This window comes from Wolbachia endosymbiont (group B) of Ischnura elegans, from assembly GCF_947251585.1.
Classification (GTDB): Bacteria; Pseudomonadota; Alphaproteobacteria; order Rickettsiales; family Anaplasmataceae; genus Wolbachia.
The window spans coordinates 770,246-788,151 of sequence record NZ_OX366371.1 but is presented as its reverse complement, the minus strand read 5'-3'; the positions used below and the strand labels follow the sequence as shown (position 1 = coordinate 788,151).

Here is a 17,906-nt window from a genome sequence, read left to right as displayed (position 1 = left end):
CCAGTATAAAACAAATGTCAACTTAAATTAATGAATAAAAAAAATGTAGTTATGAAAGAAAAGTTGGCTGCCTTCTTTCTTGAAAATAGTGTTCGGCTTTAATCAAATCCTCCTTATTATTTACTCCCATTGCTTCTCTTTCATCAGAAACTACATAACCTACACTCAAGTTATTGTTTGCTGCAATGGGCACTATATCATTAAGACAATATTCATTGGTCGAATTATTAAATTTTATTTCTTTTACTAAGGTAAAGAGATCTTTAGCATATGAAGCTATTATTCCAGAGTTTGCAAGAAGCATTTTATCTCCATTTTTTAGGATTTTTTGAACATTGCCGTAATTATCAATTACTAATCTTCCATATTGTTCATCTTGACTATTGAATCCAAGAAGAACTAAATTATTATACTTTAAACAATCAGTCATTTTCATAACTGTATCACTAGATATAAAGGGAGTGTCTCCATACTGTATTAAAACTATGTCTTGATCAGATAACTCCTCCAGATTTTCTAGAGCAATTTTAACTGCAGTGCCAGTACCTGTAATATCTTCTTGAATTATTAGTTTTATATTGTATTGATCGATTATACTTTTTAGGGTATCAAAGTTTTCTAAATCTTTTAGAAGGGAGTTGTTAACAACAATTGATAAGCTTTTTAGACTCAGCAATTTTGCATTAGAAATTATATGTTCTAAAAGAGTAAGATTTCCCACTTGGTGCAACGCTTTTGAATATTCAGAATTCATTCTACTGCTCTTTCCTGCTGCTAATATTATCAAAATGTTACTCATACATAACTCAGGAATTGATTAGGTAGTAAGTTAATTCATAATTAGTAAGATGTAAATCCCACTGTAATTTTTGTATATTTTCTAGATCTTGGCACCCTCATTAGAGTTTCATTTAAGAGAGCTATAACTTTAAACTCTTTACTCGATTTTCTACGCTGACATCTTGTAAACTCTGATCTGGACTTTTTAATATTTCTAATAATCTACTTGCAAGGTTTGAGTGTTTATTGATTACTGCAACCTGGACTAATGACTTGTCTTGATCATTACGAGCATTTGTTACAGCTACGCGCTCATCAGGTTTTATTGCTTTCAGCTTACTGATAATTTCAACATTACCATTTTTTGCATTCTCAAACAGCTCTTCTACTAATTTCAATAGGTTAGTAATATTTTGGTCTCGAGAAAGATCAAGTGGTGCTTTACCTTCTTTATTCTTGATGTTATAAATTGCACCATGTTTCAACAAAGATTTTACAGCTTCGAAAAAGCTATTTTCAGTAGCAACATGCAACGATGTAGTGCCTTTAACTATTGTTTTAGCATTAATAAAATCACTCAATTTATTGTGGCTTACACGTTGTAACAAAGCTTCAATAATTTCTTTATGACCTTTGGAAGCAGCAGTGTGTAATGGTGTATTACCTTTGTTAGTAACTTTAGTAGCATCAGCTCCATTTGCTAGCAAGATATTTACAACTTTTATGTGCCCATTATTAACAGCATAATGTAATGGCGTTCTTCCATCCACGTTTTTCGAATCAATGATTGCTCCATCTCTAATGGAACTCTCAATTCCTAAATAATTATTATCTTCTATAGCCTTAAATAACTTCTCAGTCAATTTTAGTAATTTTATAACTTCTGGGTTTCCTCTTCTTTCTGCAAAGTGTAATGGTAAAACATATCTACCTCCTTCAGCTCTAGCATTAAAGTATGCTCCGCTCATAAGTAGAGACCTAACTATATCTAAATTACCAATTTGTGCCCCTAAGTGTAAAGGCGTAGCATTTTTATCCATTTTTGCATTAACATCCGCTCCATTTATAATAAGAGTTTTAACTACCTTAGGATGACCATATTGAGCTGCAAGATGTAGGGCTGTGCCTTTATTTTGATTTTCTTTTACATTTACATCAGCACCATGTTTCAATAGAACGGTTGCTATCTGATCATAACCTTTTTCTGCTGCAAAATGTAAAGGAGTCCAATTTGTGTGATCTAAAGCATTAATATCTGCTTCCTTTTCTAAGAGCAATTCAACCACCTCTAAATGATCATGGTCTACTGCAAAGTGTAGAGGTGTAGTACTTTTAACTGTTTTAGCATTAATGTCTGCTCCTTTATCAAGCAAAGATTTAGCAACTTCTAAATTACCATCATATGCTGCACAATGTAGAGGAGTCCAACTTCTGTTATCTAGAGCATTAATATCTGCTCCATTTTCAATCAAGAAATTCATTATTTCCAAGCGATTATGTTCTGCTGCCAAATGTAGAGCTCTTCTACCATCATCCATCTTTGCATTTATATTTGCTCCTTTTGCAATTAAGCTCTCTACTATTTTTAAAGAAAAACCATTATATGCTGCATTATGTAAAGGAGTCCAATTCTGATCATCCACGGTGTTAATGTTTGCTCCATTTTTAATTAAAAAATCACTCACCTCGAAATGACTTTGCTGAATTGCTAGATGCAAAGGTGTAAAACCTTCGTTTTTTTTAGCATTAACATTGGCTTTTTTCTCTATTAGTAGCTTCACTACTTCTAAGTGACCATTCTGAGATCCTATATGTAAAGCTGTGGAATTATCGTGGTCCTTAGCATTAACATCAATTCCCCTTACGAGAAGAAGAGACTTAACTACTCCAAAGTGATTACGTTCTGCTGCTAAATGTAGAGGTGTAAGATTCTCATAATCCTTAGCATTAACATTAGATTTTGCTTTTAGTAAAATGTCTACTAACTCTAAAAAGCCATTTTGAGACGCTAAATGTAGAGGTGTAATCTTATCATCTGTTTTTGCATTAACGTTTGCTCCCGCTTCAAGCAGAACTTTAACTATATCTAACCTACCAGTTTGTGTTCCCAGATGTAAGGGTGTAATGTTTGCATCAACTTTATGATTACCTATGCCTGAAGATCCAGCGTTAATATTAGACCCTTGTGAAATAAGAGCTTTAACTACTTCGAGGTTACCATTTTGTACTGCAGAATGCAAAGGTCTTGCTCGATCATTATTTACAGCATTAACATCTAATCCCTTTTCAATAAAAACATTTACTATATCTAGATGACCATTCTCTGCTGCTAGGTGTAAAGGTGTATTAAGTTTATCTGTTTTAGTACTAAGATCTGCTCCATTTGCAATCAAGGTGTTGACTATATCTAAATATCCTTGCTGGGATGCAAAACTTAAAGGTGTAAAGCCTAGAATGGTCTTATGGTTTACATCTGCTCCATGAGTAATAAGAAAGTTAACCATCTCTAAGCGATTTTTTGCAATTGAAAAATACAGTGGCGTAAAGGCATCGTACTTAATCTCTGAGTTAATATCTAAACCCTCTCCTAATAAAGTGTTGACTAAATCCAACTGACCATTTCCTGCTGCTAAATGTAGCGGCGTAAGACTAAGATGTTTCTGAGTTTCATAGTTTTCATTTAAAAACTCTACAAAAAATTGCAGCTGATCCAGATTATTAGATATTCTATTAGTAAACATAAAGGCCTCGCATGAAGAATTTATGTAAAATATAGTATCTACAAGTTTTTAAGCAAGATAAATCTTCTTCTTAAAAAAGATACTGTGATCCAATCTGTGTGCTTATAACTTTTTTATTTGATCATGAGTGATCAGCTGTCTCAGCTGCAATAGAGACACCTGCCTTAAGTAGTTACATCAATTTTCTCTGTTTTTGCCCCTTTTTTTTCTGATGAAGATGTCTTCATTCTTCTCAGTAGCCAATATTCTTTTTAAAGAATAATCGTTACGTGCACCAAAGCATTAATAATTATACACAATTGTGAAGAAATATTCAATCTTTTTATTGTTTTGAATGTGTTGATGAAAAAAACGTCTGTCAGAGATCATCTGAGAATTGCATTTTAGGCTTTAGATGTAGAAGGGGTCTTATCGTCTTTTTATAAATACTCTAAAAATAGGCTTAAATCGCCAAGAGATGGATATCATGAATTTAGTAGCGTAAAAACATCAAAGATACCTCATATCATAAAGTTTAATGTCAACATTTGGTGCAACATTCCTGATTTACAAAGCAGAGTCAATAAAGGTTGCAAATAATCTACTTATGTTGGACGTTTCTGTTAATGCTATTTCTAAAATAACAGATTTATCTATTGAGGAACTTGAAAATCATGCTTCCAAAACTTAACCTGAATTAAAAGCAACATTAGTTTACTGATTTCTACACAATATATTAAAATACCAACAAAGGTGATTACATAATTAATTATCTGCATTACTGGATGAAATTCTTGTGCTTCTGTATTCAATATATAATATTAAAAAAATATTTTAGTAAATTTATTAAAGTAGATACTAGAAACTCGCTTATTTTGTTTTTCTAGCTCAGTTATAGTTTTCGATTTTGCTTGCAGAATTTGTCTATCACTTTCTGGTTATCCTCTATCATTTTACTTGCCTCTTGCTGAAGAAATTTGATATTTCTGAGTGTAATATTGTCCATCTCAGTCGATGCTACTTTCAATTGCGATTGTATTCTTATGTATTTATCATCTATTACTTGTTCTAGTTGATAATCAACTACTTGTTCTAGTTGATAATCAACGCAATCCAATCCAGAATGGCTTTGTTGCATAGCACTGATAGGCATGTAAATCACAATGAACTTACGCAGCTAATTTAAATTTAGCCATACCAATATCAGTAAATTTGTTCAGTAAGTAGCACTTAATTAACAGCTCTTTTTCACGATTTACCTCTGATTTATTTTTCAAGCCAAACCCAAATATTTGCTTCAACCTATAGAAAAAGACTTCAATATAAGACCGTGCTCCATACTTAACTTTTTTCTTCCATTCATTAATACCATCTTCATAATTCTCATATGACCTAATTCTACTAATATACTTGTTTCTTTCTGATAAGTAGTCAGCTAAACAAATTTTAGTATCCTTCCTAGGGCGAATAATAGGCACAATATTGTATTTTCTGCATTCTTTATACACACTTTTTATATCATAAGCCGCATCTGCTCGAATAGAACAAATGTTATATTTATCACTGACTTCTTCTAACATATCGCAGACCGGCAAATAGTCTACAGCAACACCACTAGTGTAGTTCATGCTTATTGCTTTCTTATCATTTATGTTTAAAATAACATGTAATTTTCTTACTTGACCATAACCACTGTATTTTCTTTTTCGAATATTAAGCTTACTATGCCCACCGTTATTATTGTAGATACTAACTCTAGTGCTATCTACGGCAATTTCAACATTTTCCAGATCATCTTTATTGCTTCTATGGTCATCAATCTTCAAATTAAGCTTTTTAAATCTTCTGGAAGCTTGTGTATAGCTGATAATCTTAAGTTTTTTGCCTATTTGTACCATATAACCTTTTACAAAACCTACAGCTTGTCTCAAGCCAATTCTAAAAAGATGAACTATTATGTGTATTAAAATTACAACTTTATCACTATAAGTGTTATTGCCACCTGCAACTTTTGGACTATTTTCATACCAATTTTCTATGGCTTGATTAACAAAATGAAAAACATTTCCTCTTTTTTTTAGAAACTCATTATATTCTCTTTGGTTACTTACTCTCATTTTTTGTGGCATAAGTTATACTTGTTTGAAAAATGCCTATTTTACAACAAAATGCGTTAGTAACCATAAGCTTTTCTCCTTACAATAACCTCAACCAACACTAGCTATGCAACAAAGCCATCCAGAGTTACAAAAGCGCCAAAAAATCCTTAAAACAGTTCCAGGAATAGGTGCAAAATTATCTCAAGATTTTCTGTGTCTAATGCCAGAACTTGGTTATGTAAGTAGGGGAGAAATTGCAAGTCTTGCTGGAGTTGAACCTCATCCGAAAGAAAGTGGTAAAACTATTGGTTATCGCAGAATAAGTGGTGGCAGAAGCAACGTTCGTGAAAAGCTTTTTACAGCTGCGATGTCTGCTTCAAGGTCTAAGTCTGCGCTTGGTGCCTTCTATTCCTTACTATTACCCATAAATATAGGATTCATGAGCAAGTCTCCATCCTTCTGCTAAATCAAAGAGACGTTTCCATCCCTTCCACAAAGCTATAGGACCTGGTTCTAAGTCATTTTTGCGAGCTAAAAACCCTCCCAATTGAGCTACCCACCTCACGATTTTTCTTATGGGTGGTGGGGCTTCAGGATAGTTTTTTGTTTTTAGCATTTTTGTATACAAAACCTTCCACTCCTCATCAGTCAGTATGATAGTACAAGGAAGATTGGGATTTGTTCTAGCTACTAATGTAATAAAAAATATTCTCCATGCAATTATACTCATTATTGTAAGAAAGCGGATCAATCTATCTGCTGTTTGGAGTCTACATTCTTCAACTTTAAGACCGGATTTCAAAATTTTATGAAAGACCTCTATTCTCCACCTTAAGCAATACCATTGTATTTTTTCTACTGCTTCTTCAAAATTATTAACACTTATATTTGTCAATAAGATCCAGTTCATAGGTTCTTCGCCAAATGGGGAATACTTTTCTATAACATAGACAGCATTCAAATTTAAATTAGGAAGTTTTTGAGTCTTACGTCTAGCGTTGTTTTTTGATGCATTCATCACAAAGTTACTAAACTTTACTTCTAACACTGCTGTTCTTTTAGGCCTATTATCACGGGTAGGAATACTTATTTGAATTTCTCCTTGGCAAGGCATACGATTCATCAAATCCCACAACTTTTCACCACCTTTTTCAGAATAAGTTGATCTCTTGTTTACTGTTCTGTTTTGATTTCCTCTTACTACAAAAAGAGATTGATTAGTGGAAGCAACTTCAAATAAATCATAAATATCTCCTTCTCTATCGCAAACGGTAACTACCTTAACATCCTTTAATCCAGGGTGATTAGTAGAGTCTTTTAGTGATGCTATCCACCGTATGCTTTCTTTCTCTTCTATAGGAACAGCAGTGTTATGGCTTCTCCTTTTCAACTCTCTTAGGTCTTCAGCTAAGGGAGGTCTAGTACTAATTTTTTGATCTAATAATCCTATAGGTAGTCCTTCTGTTGTAACTGCAAATGTTGTATGCATCACTAATCCATGGGTTTTAAAATTGGTTGTTTCAGATCTTAATCTTGCTGCTATAATCCCTAATCCTTTGGCCTTTTTATGATTTTTATATGAAATATAACTCGTGTCTTGGATAGCTAAAATAGTTGAATATTCTTTAGCTCTTTCAACAGTTTTAACTATATGACTGTCTAATATCTTTCTTTCAGAAATGGCATCATTTTGAAAAAATCTATAAGCTGCTTTACTTTGATACCAATCTTTACAAGCTTGATTTATTGAACATTCAGGCGATTCAGCAAAACTATTAACTACTTTTAAAAGCCTTTTACTTAATCTTATATCGCCAAAATTAACAATCCCAAATTCACTTTCTGCCCATTCACTAGTTGAGGTATTTATACTTCCTTTCATCATATATTTCATTTTTAGACCATAGGTCTATTTATAGTACTAAATTGAATTAGTAAAATAGCAGCTTTTTACCATTTATATACTTATGGGTAATAGTAAGCTTCTATTCAAGGCTTGTTGGTAAAGGTAAAAAGAAGATGGTGGCTATGACAGCTCTAATGCGTAAAATCATAGTAATTGCCAATGCGAGGCTTAAAGAAGCAGTCAATGTGAATTAAAAAAATCTGCATAGAAAATAGGTTAACGAATATGTGCGTCTACACACATTTAAAGCACATATTCGTTAACCATAAGATCTAAGCAGTAACTGTTGTTTGATACAAAATTTTTCTATGATTAAGTTAGGGTTTTTATTGTCAAAAATGCACTTTTTACTCGAATAAAAAACAAAATTACAAACAAAAGTTGTAATGAAACTAAATTCAAAAAATTTTAAAAAACATAGTTGATCCGATAATACTATCTGTGCTTTTGCAAACTTTATTTCTGGCAATAAGCTCTGTGGTAGTGGATGTAGTGCTTTTGAGTTATACCACTGATGATTTCTTTCATAGATGCCTTTGTAATCCTTCGTGTGAGGCTCTGTTTCTCCAAGTACTGCTACATCTAACCGATATATATCATTACTAAATGCTTGTTCATAATGGTTACGTAGATAACTCTCTATAACCTTAATTGATGTACCACTAAACCTGAAAAAATTTACTCTTCCAAACGATAATACTGGTCCGTCTTTTTCAATTTTTATCCCTGAGTAATCCGATAACAAACTTCCAAATAAACTTTCATCTAAAATAAATCTGCTAATATTATAGTGATCATTGAAAATCCTCATTAGTCGCGATCTTACGGGCAATGATAGCTTTGCTAGCTCTACTACTGCATCTACAAAAAAGTCATTTGGAACATCCCTTATCCCTATCTGCAATTCAAAAAAGTGCTTACCAGGTGGTTCTTCGATAATTGTAATATCTTCTATATTTGCCCATTTTAGCGCTATTTTTAGTGATGCAGGTGTTCCTCTTAAACGCTGAAATTCTACCCCTTCTTTTATCGCTCTTCTTTTCTCTTTTGCCCAACGCAGTATCTCTTCTAAACCATATTCTTCTATTATCCATGGTAATACTTTTTCCCCTGGACTAAATTTAAACCCTCTGATACAGTTTGGATCAACTTTGTAATCTATCGCATCTACTAGCGCTTTCTCCTGTTTTGTTGCATTTGGTGGCAATAACATTACTCAATCTTTAAATTTCTCAAATTTGCACATTCATTTCCCAGAACCACAACATCCTCTTTTGGCTCGATTAATTCTACGTTTTCTACACCATCTACAAATAAATTCGCTATTATCCAAGATCTTGTTACACTCCACCCTAATCTTTTTGCTAATTCAAACTTCTTAATAAACTGCTTCTTGATTTCTTCCTCTGATATTACAGGACTTATGCTCATTCTGCTGTGAATATCTATTTCCGTAATATTGCAACCAATTACTGTTATTGTATCTGCTAAAACCCTTATATCATCTCTAGTAACCTGCTTTTTTACAATTTTAAGTAGCTCTTCTAACGCTATGCCAGTTGTGGATAATTGTGTTGATAAGATTGAAATTTGTACTTTTCCTGGTATAGGTGATTCTACTAGCGCATCCTTTACTCTTCTATCTGCCGAAAGTGCATGATATTTATAATATTCCTTACTTCCTCCTGTTGACCAACCTGCTATTTTTGCTTTTACCCTCTTTCTAAATCTTTCATCCTCTTCTTCTTTTTCTCTCTCTACTCCATAAAACTCAGCCAAATTATCAACTGTCGCAAATTTAAGTAAGTTACTCTTTACTGCTTCATTTATTCTTTCTCTAAGCAAAAGTTCTCGCCATGCTGCTACTTCTAATACCTTCATTGCTGGATCACTTTCTACCAATCCTGTAAAACTTGCATCTCGCTTTACTAACTCTTCCTTCATTCTCGAAAATATTTCCTCATATCTTAGTTTTTCAATAATATTAGATGTTTGCATTTCTAAACAACTACTCCACTAATATTTATGAACTTGCCTTCTGAAAGATAGACACCTTCTAAATTCAATGTTACTCTCCCTTCTTTTACTCCTTCAACTTTTACTTTTTCTAACTTAAATCTCTTTTCCCATTTTTCCAAAGCTTCTGCAGTTGCTGCGTAAATTTCTAGTGTTAAATCACGATTAACTGGCTTATCCACTAATTCAAATAATCTTGAGCCATAATCTCTCCTCATTATTCTACTGTTAATAGGAGTGGTCAGTATATCAATTATCGACTGCTTTAAGTGCTCTATTCCTTCTAACGTTTTTCCTGTTTTAGCATCCATACCCTTCATTTCTATTTTGCAAAAACGCTTTCACTGCCTTTTATTACTTTAAACCCACATGAAACTATATCTCCTACTCTTCCTACACTAAGACCATTTGCAAACACTGTTTTTGATCCTTCAGTTAATGCTCTTCCTTCACTAAAACTGTCTCCTTGTCTACATATTGACTTACCGTTTACAAAAACATTATTACTTCCGCTAATGCAGAAATGTGGTATAGCTTCTCCACAGTAGTCTCCTAACCTCACTATTCCTTTGTTCAATTTAAGTCGATCCTTTCTGCTTTCAGTTTTATTCCACTTTTTGTCATTTCTATCTCTGATTTTCCTACTTTGAAATTTAATTTATCCACTACAGAAATTTCAAGATTCTTGCTCTCTTTGTCATACAATAACTTTGTTCCATCTTGAAATACTAAACTGTTAATCATTTCACTATTCTCTGGAGCAGAATAATTTTGCTGATATATTCCAGCTAGTACTACTCCTAATGATAACTCTCCCAATGGTGACAATATTACTACCTGTTCATTTATGCTTGGTGGTAGCCAGCTTCTTTCCTCTCCTGCTCTAGAAGTTATCCATGGAAGAAAATCTGTTAAAAGTTCTCCTATCTTCACTCTTACTTTTGCTTTCTCATAATCTACTTCTTTTACAACTCCTATTCGTACAATGTTTGCTAACTTTCTTTGCAGCTCTGAAATAGCAAAATTACTCTCTAACATTTTCTTCTATTATAATCGTATGTGGCTTAATCTTATTTTCTGTCCATATCGATTTACCTAAATGAAGCTGATGACTCCAATCAACCATCCACACCAAATATGCATCTAATTCGGGTCTAAATCCGTCAATTTCTGCAGAGATAAATTCTCCTGGTGAAACATTTTTTATATTCCATGTATTTTTGTTTACAACTTTTGCCACCTCGGCAGCTAATGTTCTGACAATAAGAGGAGCATTTTCGATTGTGCTATCAACTACTATTCTAGCTTCAAATCTTGCTTTCAGAGCTAATTCTTCTGTTCCTGGATCTTTTCCTTGCTCTAGACTTGATAATTCTATAAATACTGCCGGTGCTACTAATTCTTTCCTTATTGCTGGATATACTTCGCATGTTTGTATCGCAGAAATTTCTTTCTTCAGCGTGGTACAAATTTTATCATGTAAATCTTTCAAATTCATCCTTTATAGCTCAATTCACGTTCAAAAATTTTGTACACACTTTCTCAATCTCATAATTAACAAGATCTCTCATTACTTTTGATGCTTCAGGTTCGAGTGGCAATTTAACTTCCTTTATTGGCAATGCTGTTTTTCCCTCGCGTTTAAAAGCTCCTTTATAATCTCTTGGCATTGTTGCAGTAAACGCTCCAATAAACTCATGTTTTCCTACTTTCGTACCTCTTCTTGTTTGTCTCACTTTACCAATTAATGAAGTTCTGACGTCATACAGATTCGCTCTAATTAATACGTTCAACCTGCTTGTCTTTGCTTTAAAAATTCTTAATCTCTTTCTTATCAAACTTAATTTTATCTTCTTTTCCTCACTGATTTCCTTAGCTGCTTGCGCTTTTAACCATAGTGCTGTTCTATTTAGTGCTTTTATAGCTGCCAGTTTTACTTTCTGCTCTTTTTCGTCAATATTGTTACTAATTTTAATATCAAACACTTTCTATTGCCTCAATTTTCCATATTTCACTCGAAGAATCTTTTAACGGTGGTTCAAAAATCTTGTAGAACCTTTTTTCAATCTTGATATAATCACCTATGCTAAAGGAAGTAACGTCCTGATCACGTATTTCTATAGAAGCAATTTGCTGAGTTAATGCTCCATCTGCACCTAGAGAGTACGTAGTCTCAGGACGTTTAATTAGCACTTTTATTCTACGAATGCCCTCCTTGTTTTTATTACAATATGTGGCTTCCACTCCTAAATGCTCAAAACAATCTTCCAATAATTTTCCTATATTCATCAACTAGAACTAATTTTTACCAAAACTCCCGGACGATGGCACATTGGCAATGGATTCGACTGCGTATGCAAATCGGTCCCTCTATCAAATCTTCTTGGCTCTTGTTTTGCATATAGTGGCTGTCCTAGTGTATTTACTGTTTCATTAAAGTCTGCTGGTGCGAAATATGTCGTAAATGTATTCGCTGTTCCTAGTGGAAAACAGTTTCCACTTTCTCTTTCTATAAACCTCCTCACATTTTCTTCAGGATCAGTTGCTTGCCCTCTATATTCCTCAAATGTTATGCCACAGAACGTAAATCCTGACCTCATATCATTTCGAAGTGCTGCTCCTTCTTGCCATCAACTATGTTTTTTAAAATTTTTTGAATTTAGTCTCATTTGTTGATAATTTTGTATTTTTATTCAATTGAAAAATGTATTTTGGCAACAAAAACCCTAGTTTATACAGAAAGAAATTTATATCAAACAGCAAGCACTGCTTAGATTTTATGGTTAACGAATATGTGCTTTAAATGTGTGTAGACGCACATATTCGTTAACCTATTTTCTATACAGATTTTTTATTTCATATTAATTGCTTCTTTAAGTCTTGCATTGGCAATTACTATGATTTTTCGCATTAGAGCTGTTATAGCTACCATCTTCTTTTTACCTCTACCAATAAGATCAGAATAAAAAGCACCAAGTGCAGATTTAGATCTTGCAGCAGCCATAGCAGCTGTGAAAAGCTTTGCACGAACATTGCTCCTACCACCTGTTATCCTTCGGTAACCAATAGTTTTACCGCTTTCTTTTGGATGTGGAGCAACTCCAGCAAGACTTGCAACTTCTTTTTTGTTTAGGTGGCCAAGTTCTGGCATTAGACACACAAAAACTTGTGATAACTTGAGACCTATTCCTGGCACTGTTCTCAAGATCTTTTGACGCTTTTGTAACTCTGGATTTTTATCAATAATTCTTTGTATGGCATCGTTGAACTCATTTATCTGACTGGTAAAAAAGTCTATTGTTTTTTGGCAACTTTCCTTTATATAGTCGTTTTCAGGTGCTGCAAGCCTACATTTCTCTTGAGTTCTCATTTGTGTAATGTCATCACGACGTTGACAGAGTGCAACTAAGGCGGTTTGTTCTTTTGACATAGGCACAAATAGAGATAGAGCACTATAGCGTTCAAAACCATATTGAGCAAGGGCTCTTGCATCTGATTGATCTGTCTTTGCTAAAGTTCCATGTGATATGATAAAACTTTTTACTTTACGAGTATTAGCTCGATGTACAGCAACATTCTTATCAACAAGAAAATGTGCTAAGCCAAGCTCATATTTTCCAGTGTTTTCTAAAGTTACTAGAGAATTAGGTAGGATATCTGAAAATTTTTGAAACAACTGTTGCCAACCAGTAGCATCATTGTCAAACTTGATAGCGCTCCTTTGGTTATAAGCTGCAGCAACATTTTTAAATTTTCCGATATCAATGCCAATGAAATTTTGATAAGATGTAATCATAATAAATAACCTCGATAGTTTAATTAATTTAAGATTGTAAACGGGTGCATACATATGTCCCATGCAACTATTCAAACGTATCGAGGGATGGGGCTAGTTTACCTTGATGGCTACGGTTGTAATACCAACTTTCATTCGGTCGCACACGCCCGTGATAGCCCTATTCCTATAGTGAGTAGGGTTATCTTTCCCTCTTATCTCTTTTATATCACATTTTTAACTTACAACTTTCTATGCTAGTGTGCTTTCATCAACCTGGATCCCAGTGTCAGCTACTTTCATGACAAGAAAAGAAGCACTGGTTTCACATGAATCTGAACAGATATCATGTTTTTCTTTAGTTTACTGCTTACAAAGTGACTTTTTTTGTTTCTGCATGAGCTAAATTAACTACCAATATCATACCTGAAGAACCCACCTGACCATTCTAGAAAATTTAACGCTGAGTACACTTTACTTTTAGCTTCTTCCACAGTATTTCCTTCTCCTACTATATTTAGCACCCTTCCGCCATCGGAAATCCAATTACCACTTTCATCCAACTTAGTACCAGCATGAAAAACTAGCACACCAGGAATGTTTTCAATTTTATCCAATCCTTTAATTACCTCTCCTTTTTGATAATCACCAGGATAGCCTTTACTTGCAACAACTACACAAACTGTAGTTTTGTGATTAAACTCCACCATTTTTGTATTTAACTTGCCTTCTGCAACTGACAACATCAACTTTAACAAATCACAATTTGGATCAAGTCTAGGTAAAATAGATTGTATTTCCGGATCCCCAAACCTAACATTATACTCAAGAAGCTTTGGACTATCTTTGCAAATCATTAAACCAGCAAAGAGTACGCCTTTATAGGATGTTCCCATGTTAGTCAGTGCTTGAATTGTAGGATATATTATTTTTTGGATAATTTTTTGCTCCATCTCCTTACTTATAATCGAAGGTGATGAGTATGACCCCATGCCTCCAGTATTTTGTCCCTCGTTATTTTCACCAACTCTCTTGTAATCTTTTGCACACCCAAGGGTTACTACCTTGAACCCATCAATAAGAGCAAAAAAACTTACTTCCTCTCCAATTAAAAACTCTTCTATGATTATTTCTTCACCTGACTCACCAAGATTTTTCTCCACTAGCATTGAATCTATTGCTGAAAAAGCTTCATTTTCTGTGTGGCATATTATGACGCCTTTCCCTGCTGCAATTCCATTTGCTTTAATTACAAGCGGAAATTTTATTTTATTACTACGGACAAAATTTTTAGCTAACCTTTCATCAATAAAACGCTCATACTTTGCAGTTGGTATACCATACTGTTTACATAGTTCCTTCGTAAAAGACTTTGATGCCTCAAGTTTTGCAGCTGCTTGACTTGGAGCAAAAACATTTATTCCCTCTGCAGCTAAATCATCAGCAAGTCCATTAATTATCGGTTGCTCTGGACCAATAATTACTAGCTCTATATTTTCTTTCTTGCAAAATTGTATAACATCCACTGAATCTTGAATATTTATATTCACAAGAACTCCAAAATTTTCCATGGCCGGGCGAACAGGAGTAACATATAACTTAGTCAAGGTAGGAGACTTCTTTAAAGCCCAAAGTAAAGCATGCTCACGCCCACCAGAACCTATAACCAGAACCTTCATCTTTATTTCCTCGCTTTTCTATATGTCAAAATTATTGTTTGCTTATAACAGTATCATTACTCATGTATCTTTGCAACACGTTTGGTATTGTAACTGACCCATCGGAATTTTGATAGTTCTCCATTATGGCAACAATTGTTCTTCCTATGGCTAAAGCTGAGCCGTTTAAAGTGTGAACGTATTTTTTTGTTTTTCTGTCAGTTTCTAAGAAGTATTTAGTGTTCATTCTTCTTGCCTGGAACGTACCGCAATTTGAGCAGCTTGATATTTCTCTGTACTTATTTTGCTCAGGTAACCATACCTCTATATCATAAGTCTTTTGTGCAGCAAAGCCCATATCACCACTACAAAGCAGCATTATTCTATACGGTAGTTCTAATTTTTTTAATATTTCCTCAGCAGCATTTGTCATGCGTTCAAGCTCATCATTTGACTGGTCTTCAGTTGTGATGCTTACTAATTCCACTTTACCAAATTGGTGTTGCCTTATCATACCTCTTGTATCTCGTCCTGCACTGCCAGCTTCTTTACGAAAACATTCTGAATATGCAGTAAAACGAATAGGCAGTTCTTTTTCTTCTATTATTTTGTCAGCAACTAAATTTGTTAAAACTACTTCACTTGTGGGAATTAATCTTAATTTATCGGTAGTTAAATATGAGTCATCAGAAAATTTTGGTAGCTGACCAACGTTATACATCGCCTCGTTTTTCACCAAGGCTGGGTGATAAACCTCAGTATAGGCAAATTCATTAACATGTGTTTCCAGCATAAAATTTATTAATGCTCGTCCAAGCTTAGCTAACTGTCCTTTTAATATTGTAAACCTTGATCCAGAAATTTTTGCTGCTTGCTCAAAATCCATCAAGCCTAACCTTTCTCCGAGTTCATAGTGAAATTTTGGCATAAAACTAAATTGCCTTTTTTCTCCATATTTTCTGATTTCTACGTTGGAGCTCTCATCTTCACCTATTGGTACATTTTGTGCAGAAATATTTGGTAAGTTAGATAAAATATCCACTAACTTATTTTTTTCTGTTTGCTCCTTGAGGCTGATTGTCTCTATCTCACTTATGATGCTTTTTGATAACTTTACTTGTTCTTCACATGGGCTTTTGTTCATTTTAAGCCTCTTTATTTCTTCCGTGACCTCGTTTCGTTGCTTATTTAAAGCTTGCAATTTAGTAGTCAGTGATCTTTTTTTATGGTCTATCTCTAATATTTCTTCTGTAGTAAATTCTTTCACCCCTCTGCTTTTTATTGCTTTTTCAAATCCTTTAGGGTTTTTGCGTATATGTTCTATATCATGCATATGTTGTGCTATTACTAACATCATTACTCTACTTCAAAAGCTTTGAATGCTCAATATTTTTACATATAAATGCTAATATTGATTTTACCTTCATAATTTGCTAGAATTGATAAACTTGAAATATAATATGTTAGCCATCATAGAAAGATACAATAAATCTAAAGAGAGTACTCACTTCACTAAACTTAAGGCTAGTGGAAGATTTGCTGTCTACGCTTTTTGTATATATTTGGCGACTACATTTACCATTGGCTGTTTGGGATTGATAATGGGATCTTTCCTCTTAACCTTACCACTTGCTATGCTCATCTCCAACCCTATAGCTTGGATCTTAATGGGAATAGTGCTTGCAGCGACATACAAGATGGTTATTGAACCTTTATTTTACTTGGTAAAAGGTTATGTTGATGAAAAAGGAACTGTAAAGGAAGAAAAGAGTCCAAAAGAGCAAAAATTCACAAGAAGTAAATCACTGGATAGTGGACTAGATACTATATCAAGACAAACAAATGATTCGGATAAGAGGGTACGTAGAAATTCCTATTCTCCATCTACAGATAGTGGTATTGTACCAGGAAGTGAACCTGCCTCAAGTAACAATAGTCGTAGAAATTCTAATGCTTCAGGAGATAGTGGTTTGGGTGGCAAAGAGTTTCATGAAGATTTACAAACTCTTATGCATCAGACAAATAGAGAAAATTACTATTACTGGCTACAAGAACATGATATTTCTCATATTGCAAGAGCTGTATATAACTATTCAGAAAATTCAAGTGGCAATGTAGTTTTTTGTATTCCTGGTGATGTGAGTACTTTAAACTCAAAACTGAAAGAGTATAAAATAGAACAAGGGAACACAAAAAAAATCTTTGCCTCGATTATTAATTTAGGAGGAAATCACTGGGTAACACTGATAGTCACATGTAATGGTAACAGACAATTTAGAGCTTATTATTGTGACTCATTTGGTAATAAATTACCAAATGAGGTTGAAGGAAAGGTAAAAGACGATATAAGTCTTGCTAATGAGATTGCTGAGAAGTGTCTAGTACCCTTAAATAATGAGGTGGGAAGTTTAATACGGAAAAGAGAAAATAATCCAGATAATGCTAGCCTTAAAGAGAAAAAAGATGATGTTGAAAAAACATTAGGTCATGCAAGAGAATATAGAAATAAGTTAGTTAGTAAGCCAATTGATACTAGTTATATAGTGGGCATATTGCAGGAAACCTTAGAGATAGGAAATGATAGCATAAAGAGTTCTGCGGTTGATCAGCAAAAAGATGGCTGTAATTGTGGAGTATTTGCTTTAGAAAATGCTCATAGGATTACGGAAATGCTCAACGAGGATAAATCATTTGATGAAATTGACAGAGAGTTATCAAAGTACAAGCCTAGGCCAGGACAATTGCACGAGAAGAGAAGAGAGTTCGCAAAAGCACTTATGGAGGATGAAGAGTGGAAAGAATCCATTGCTGAAGGTGGAATTTTACATGATACTATACAGCAGCTCATTTCTGAAGATAGTAAGAAAGAGGAGGCACAATCTACCATAAGTTCGATTATTCAAAATGTTACTACAACGTGTGCAAGACGTTTGGGCTTAAGTAATTAATCTA

General features: G+C 33.9%; 17 protein-coding genes and 4 pseudogenes. 4 read left to right on the top strand and 17 right to left on the bottom strand.

The window, feature by feature from the left end:
- Positions 1-49: 49 nt before the first annotated feature.
- Both OPR58_RS04030 and OPR58_RS04025 read right to left on the bottom strand, forming a co-directional pair.
- On the bottom strand, positions 50-799 hold the full coding sequence (locus OPR58_RS04030; protein ID WP_265022376.1) for an NTP transferase domain-containing protein: 750 nt from the start codon (positions 797-799) through the stop codon (positions 50-52).
- 121 nt (positions 800-920) lie between these two features.
- Positions 921-3,521, bottom strand: a complete 2,601-nt coding sequence (locus OPR58_RS04025) for an ankyrin repeat domain-containing protein (RefSeq protein ID WP_265022377.1) — start codon at positions 3,519-3,521, stop codon at positions 921-923.
- 517 nt (positions 3,522-4,038) lie between these two features.
- Between OPR58_RS04025 and OPR58_RS04020 the strand changes: the two genes are divergently transcribed.
- Complete coding sequence (locus OPR58_RS04020; protein ID WP_174516912.1) at positions 4,039-4,191, top strand: hypothetical protein; 153 nt, start codon at positions 4,039-4,041, stop codon at positions 4,189-4,191.
- 201 nt (positions 4,192-4,392) lie between these two features.
- On the opposite strand, the pseudogene OPR58_RS04015 reads toward OPR58_RS04020, so the two are convergent.
- Positions 4,393-4,584 (bottom strand): annotated as a pseudogene (locus OPR58_RS04015) (patatin-like phospholipase family protein); the annotation flags it as partial.
- Positions 4,585-4,669: 85 nt separating this feature from the next.
- The gene (locus OPR58_RS04010; RefSeq protein WP_265022212.1) at positions 4,670-5,629 is read right to left on the bottom strand and encodes an IS5 family transposase; all 960 of its coding nucleotides are present in this window, start codon (positions 5,627-5,629) and stop codon (positions 4,670-4,672) included.
- Between the two features lie 112 nt (positions 5,630-5,741).
- On the opposite strand from OPR58_RS04010, the pseudogene OPR58_RS04005 reads away from it, so the two are divergent.
- A pseudogene (locus tag OPR58_RS04005) lies at positions 5,742-6,020 on the top strand (IS110 family transposase); the annotation flags it as partial.
- Here OPR58_RS04005 and OPR58_RS04000 read toward each other — a convergent pair.
- Positions 6,018-7,484 carry an IS4 family transposase gene (locus OPR58_RS04000; protein ID WP_265023151.1) on the bottom strand — a complete coding sequence of 489 codons (1,467 nt, stop codon included), beginning with the start codon at positions 7,482-7,484 and terminating at the stop codon, positions 6,018-6,020. The pseudogene OPR58_RS04005 and the gene OPR58_RS04000 overlap by 3 nt on opposite strands.
- A gap of 86 nt (positions 7,485-7,570) precedes the next feature.
- Between OPR58_RS04000 and OPR58_RS03995 the strand changes: the two are divergent.
- Positions 7,571-7,699: pseudogene (locus OPR58_RS03995) on the top strand (IS110 family transposase); the annotation flags it as partial.
- 65 nt (positions 7,700-7,764) lie between these two features.
- On the opposite strand, the gene OPR58_RS03990 reads toward OPR58_RS03995, so the two are convergent.
- The 12 genes and pseudogenes from OPR58_RS03990 to serS form a co-directional block, all read right to left on the bottom strand.
- Positions 7,765-8,718 (bottom strand): phage tail protein, encoded by a 954-nt coding sequence (locus OPR58_RS03990; protein WP_265023051.1) that lies wholly within the window; start codon positions 8,716-8,718, stop codon positions 7,765-7,767.
- The gene (locus OPR58_RS03985) at positions 8,718-9,503 is read right to left on the bottom strand and encodes a baseplate assembly protein (protein ID WP_265022314.1); all 786 of its coding nucleotides are present in this window, start codon (positions 9,501-9,503) and stop codon (positions 8,718-8,720) included. The genes OPR58_RS03990 and OPR58_RS03985 overlap by 1 nt, the downstream gene beginning before the upstream one ends.
- 2 nt (positions 9,504-9,505) lie before the next feature.
- Complete coding sequence (locus tag OPR58_RS03980; protein WP_265022510.1) at positions 9,506-9,841, bottom strand: GPW/gp25 family protein; 336 nt, start codon at positions 9,839-9,841, stop codon at positions 9,506-9,508.
- A 2-nt stretch (positions 9,842-9,843) separates the two neighbouring features.
- A complete protein-coding gene (locus tag OPR58_RS03975; protein WP_047759655.1) occupies positions 9,844-10,098 on the bottom strand; it encodes a PAAR domain-containing protein in 255 nt (84 codons plus the stop codon).
- A complete protein-coding gene (locus OPR58_RS03970; protein WP_047759504.1) occupies positions 10,095-10,559 on the bottom strand; it encodes a phage baseplate assembly protein V in 465 nt (154 codons plus the stop codon). Before OPR58_RS03970 ends, OPR58_RS03975 begins: the two co-directional genes overlap by 4 nt.
- Complete coding sequence (locus tag OPR58_RS03965) at positions 10,546-11,019, bottom strand: hypothetical protein (RefSeq protein ID WP_253308731.1); 474 nt, start codon at positions 11,017-11,019, stop codon at positions 10,546-10,548. Before OPR58_RS03965 ends, OPR58_RS03970 begins: the two co-directional genes overlap by 14 nt.
- A 10-nt stretch (positions 11,020-11,029) precedes the next feature.
- Positions 11,030-11,506 carry a phage tail protein gene (locus OPR58_RS03960; RefSeq protein ID WP_265022963.1) on the bottom strand — a complete coding sequence of 159 codons (477 nt, stop codon included), beginning with the start codon at positions 11,504-11,506 and terminating at the stop codon, positions 11,030-11,032.
- On the bottom strand, positions 11,499-11,810 hold the full coding sequence (locus OPR58_RS03955) for a head-tail joining protein (RefSeq protein WP_264686591.1): 312 nt from the start codon (positions 11,808-11,810) through the stop codon (positions 11,499-11,501). The genes OPR58_RS03960 and OPR58_RS03955 overlap by 8 nt, the downstream gene beginning before the upstream one ends.
- Positions 11,810-12,151, bottom strand: a pseudogene (locus tag OPR58_RS03950) (major capsid protein); the annotation flags it as partial. The gene OPR58_RS03955 and the pseudogene OPR58_RS03950, both read right to left, overlap by 1 nt.
- 221 nt (positions 12,152-12,372) lie before the next feature.
- On the bottom strand, positions 12,373-13,317 hold the full coding sequence (locus OPR58_RS03945; protein WP_265022222.1) for an IS110 family RNA-guided transposase: 945 nt from the start codon (positions 13,315-13,317) through the stop codon (positions 12,373-12,375).
- A gap of 386 nt (positions 13,318-13,703) precedes the next feature.
- A complete protein-coding gene (gene purD, locus OPR58_RS03940; RefSeq protein WP_265023050.1) occupies positions 13,704-14,975 on the bottom strand; it encodes a phosphoribosylamine--glycine ligase in 1,272 nt (423 codons plus the stop codon).
- A 31-nt stretch (positions 14,976-15,006) separates the two neighbouring features.
- Positions 15,007-16,287, bottom strand: coding sequence for a serine--tRNA ligase (gene serS / locus OPR58_RS03935; RefSeq protein WP_265023165.1), 1,281 nt, complete (start codon positions 16,285-16,287; stop codon positions 15,007-15,009).
- A 127-nt stretch (positions 16,288-16,414) separates the two neighbouring features.
- Between serS and OPR58_RS03930 the strand changes: the two genes are divergently transcribed.
- The gene (locus OPR58_RS03930; RefSeq protein ID WP_406846506.1) at positions 16,415-17,902 is read left to right on the top strand and encodes a hypothetical protein; all 1,488 of its coding nucleotides are present in this window, start codon (positions 16,415-16,417) and stop codon (positions 17,900-17,902) included.
- Positions 17,903-17,906: the final 4 nt, after the last annotated feature.

What these genes read in the sequence shown, in the direction of transcription:
- OPR58_RS04030 (WP_265022376.1), bottom strand. Translation starts at nt 799, where the DNA reads ATGAGTAACATTTTGATAATATTAGCAGCAGGAAAGAGCAGTAGAATG.
- OPR58_RS04025 (WP_265022377.1), bottom strand. Translation starts at nt 3,521, where the DNA reads ATGTTTACTAATAGAATATCTAATAATCTGGATCAGCTGCAATTTTTT.
- OPR58_RS04020 (WP_174516912.1), top strand. Translation starts at nt 4,039, where the DNA reads ATGTCAACATTTGGTGCAACATTCCTGATTTACAAAGCAGAGTCAATA.
- OPR58_RS04010 (WP_265022212.1), bottom strand. Translation starts at nt 5,629, where the DNA reads ATGCCACAAAAAATGAGAGTAAGTAACCAAAGAGAATATAATGAGTTT.
- OPR58_RS04000 (WP_265023151.1), bottom strand. Translation starts at nt 7,484, where the DNA reads ATGATGAAAGGAAGTATAAATACCTCAACTAGTGAATGGGCAGAAAGT.
- OPR58_RS03990 (WP_265023051.1), bottom strand. Translation starts at nt 8,718, where the DNA reads ATGTTATTGCCACCAAATGCAACAAAACAGGAGAAAGCGCTAGTAGAT.
- OPR58_RS03985 (WP_265022314.1), bottom strand. Translation starts at nt 9,503, where the DNA reads ATGCAAACATCTAATATTATTGAAAAACTAAGATATGAGGAAATATTT.
- OPR58_RS03980 (WP_265022510.1), bottom strand. Translation starts at nt 9,841, where the DNA reads ATGAAGGGTATGGATGCTAAAACAGGAAAAACGTTAGAAGGAATAGAG.
- OPR58_RS03970 (WP_047759504.1), bottom strand. Translation starts at nt 10,559, where the DNA reads ATGTTAGAGAGTAATTTTGCTATTTCAGAGCTGCAAAGAAAGTTAGCA.
- OPR58_RS03965 (WP_253308731.1), bottom strand. Translation starts at nt 11,019, where the DNA reads ATGAATTTGAAAGATTTACATGATAAAATTTGTACCACGCTGAAGAAA.
- OPR58_RS03955 (WP_264686591.1), bottom strand. Translation starts at nt 11,810, where the DNA reads ATGAATATAGGAAAATTATTGGAAGATTGTTTTGAGCATTTAGGAGTG.
- OPR58_RS03945 (WP_265022222.1), bottom strand. Translation starts at nt 13,317, where the DNA reads ATGATTACATCTTATCAAAATTTCATTGGCATTGATATCGGAAAATTT.
- purD (WP_265023050.1), bottom strand. Translation starts at nt 14,975, where the DNA reads ATGAAGGTTCTGGTTATAGGTTCTGGTGGGCGTGAGCATGCTTTACTT.
- serS (WP_265023165.1), bottom strand. Translation starts at nt 16,287, where the DNA reads ATGCATGATATAGAACATATACGCAAAAACCCTAAAGGATTTGAAAAA.
- OPR58_RS03930 (WP_406846506.1), top strand. Translation starts at nt 16,415, where the DNA reads ATGTTAGCCATCATAGAAAGATACAATAAATCTAAAGAGAGTACTCAC.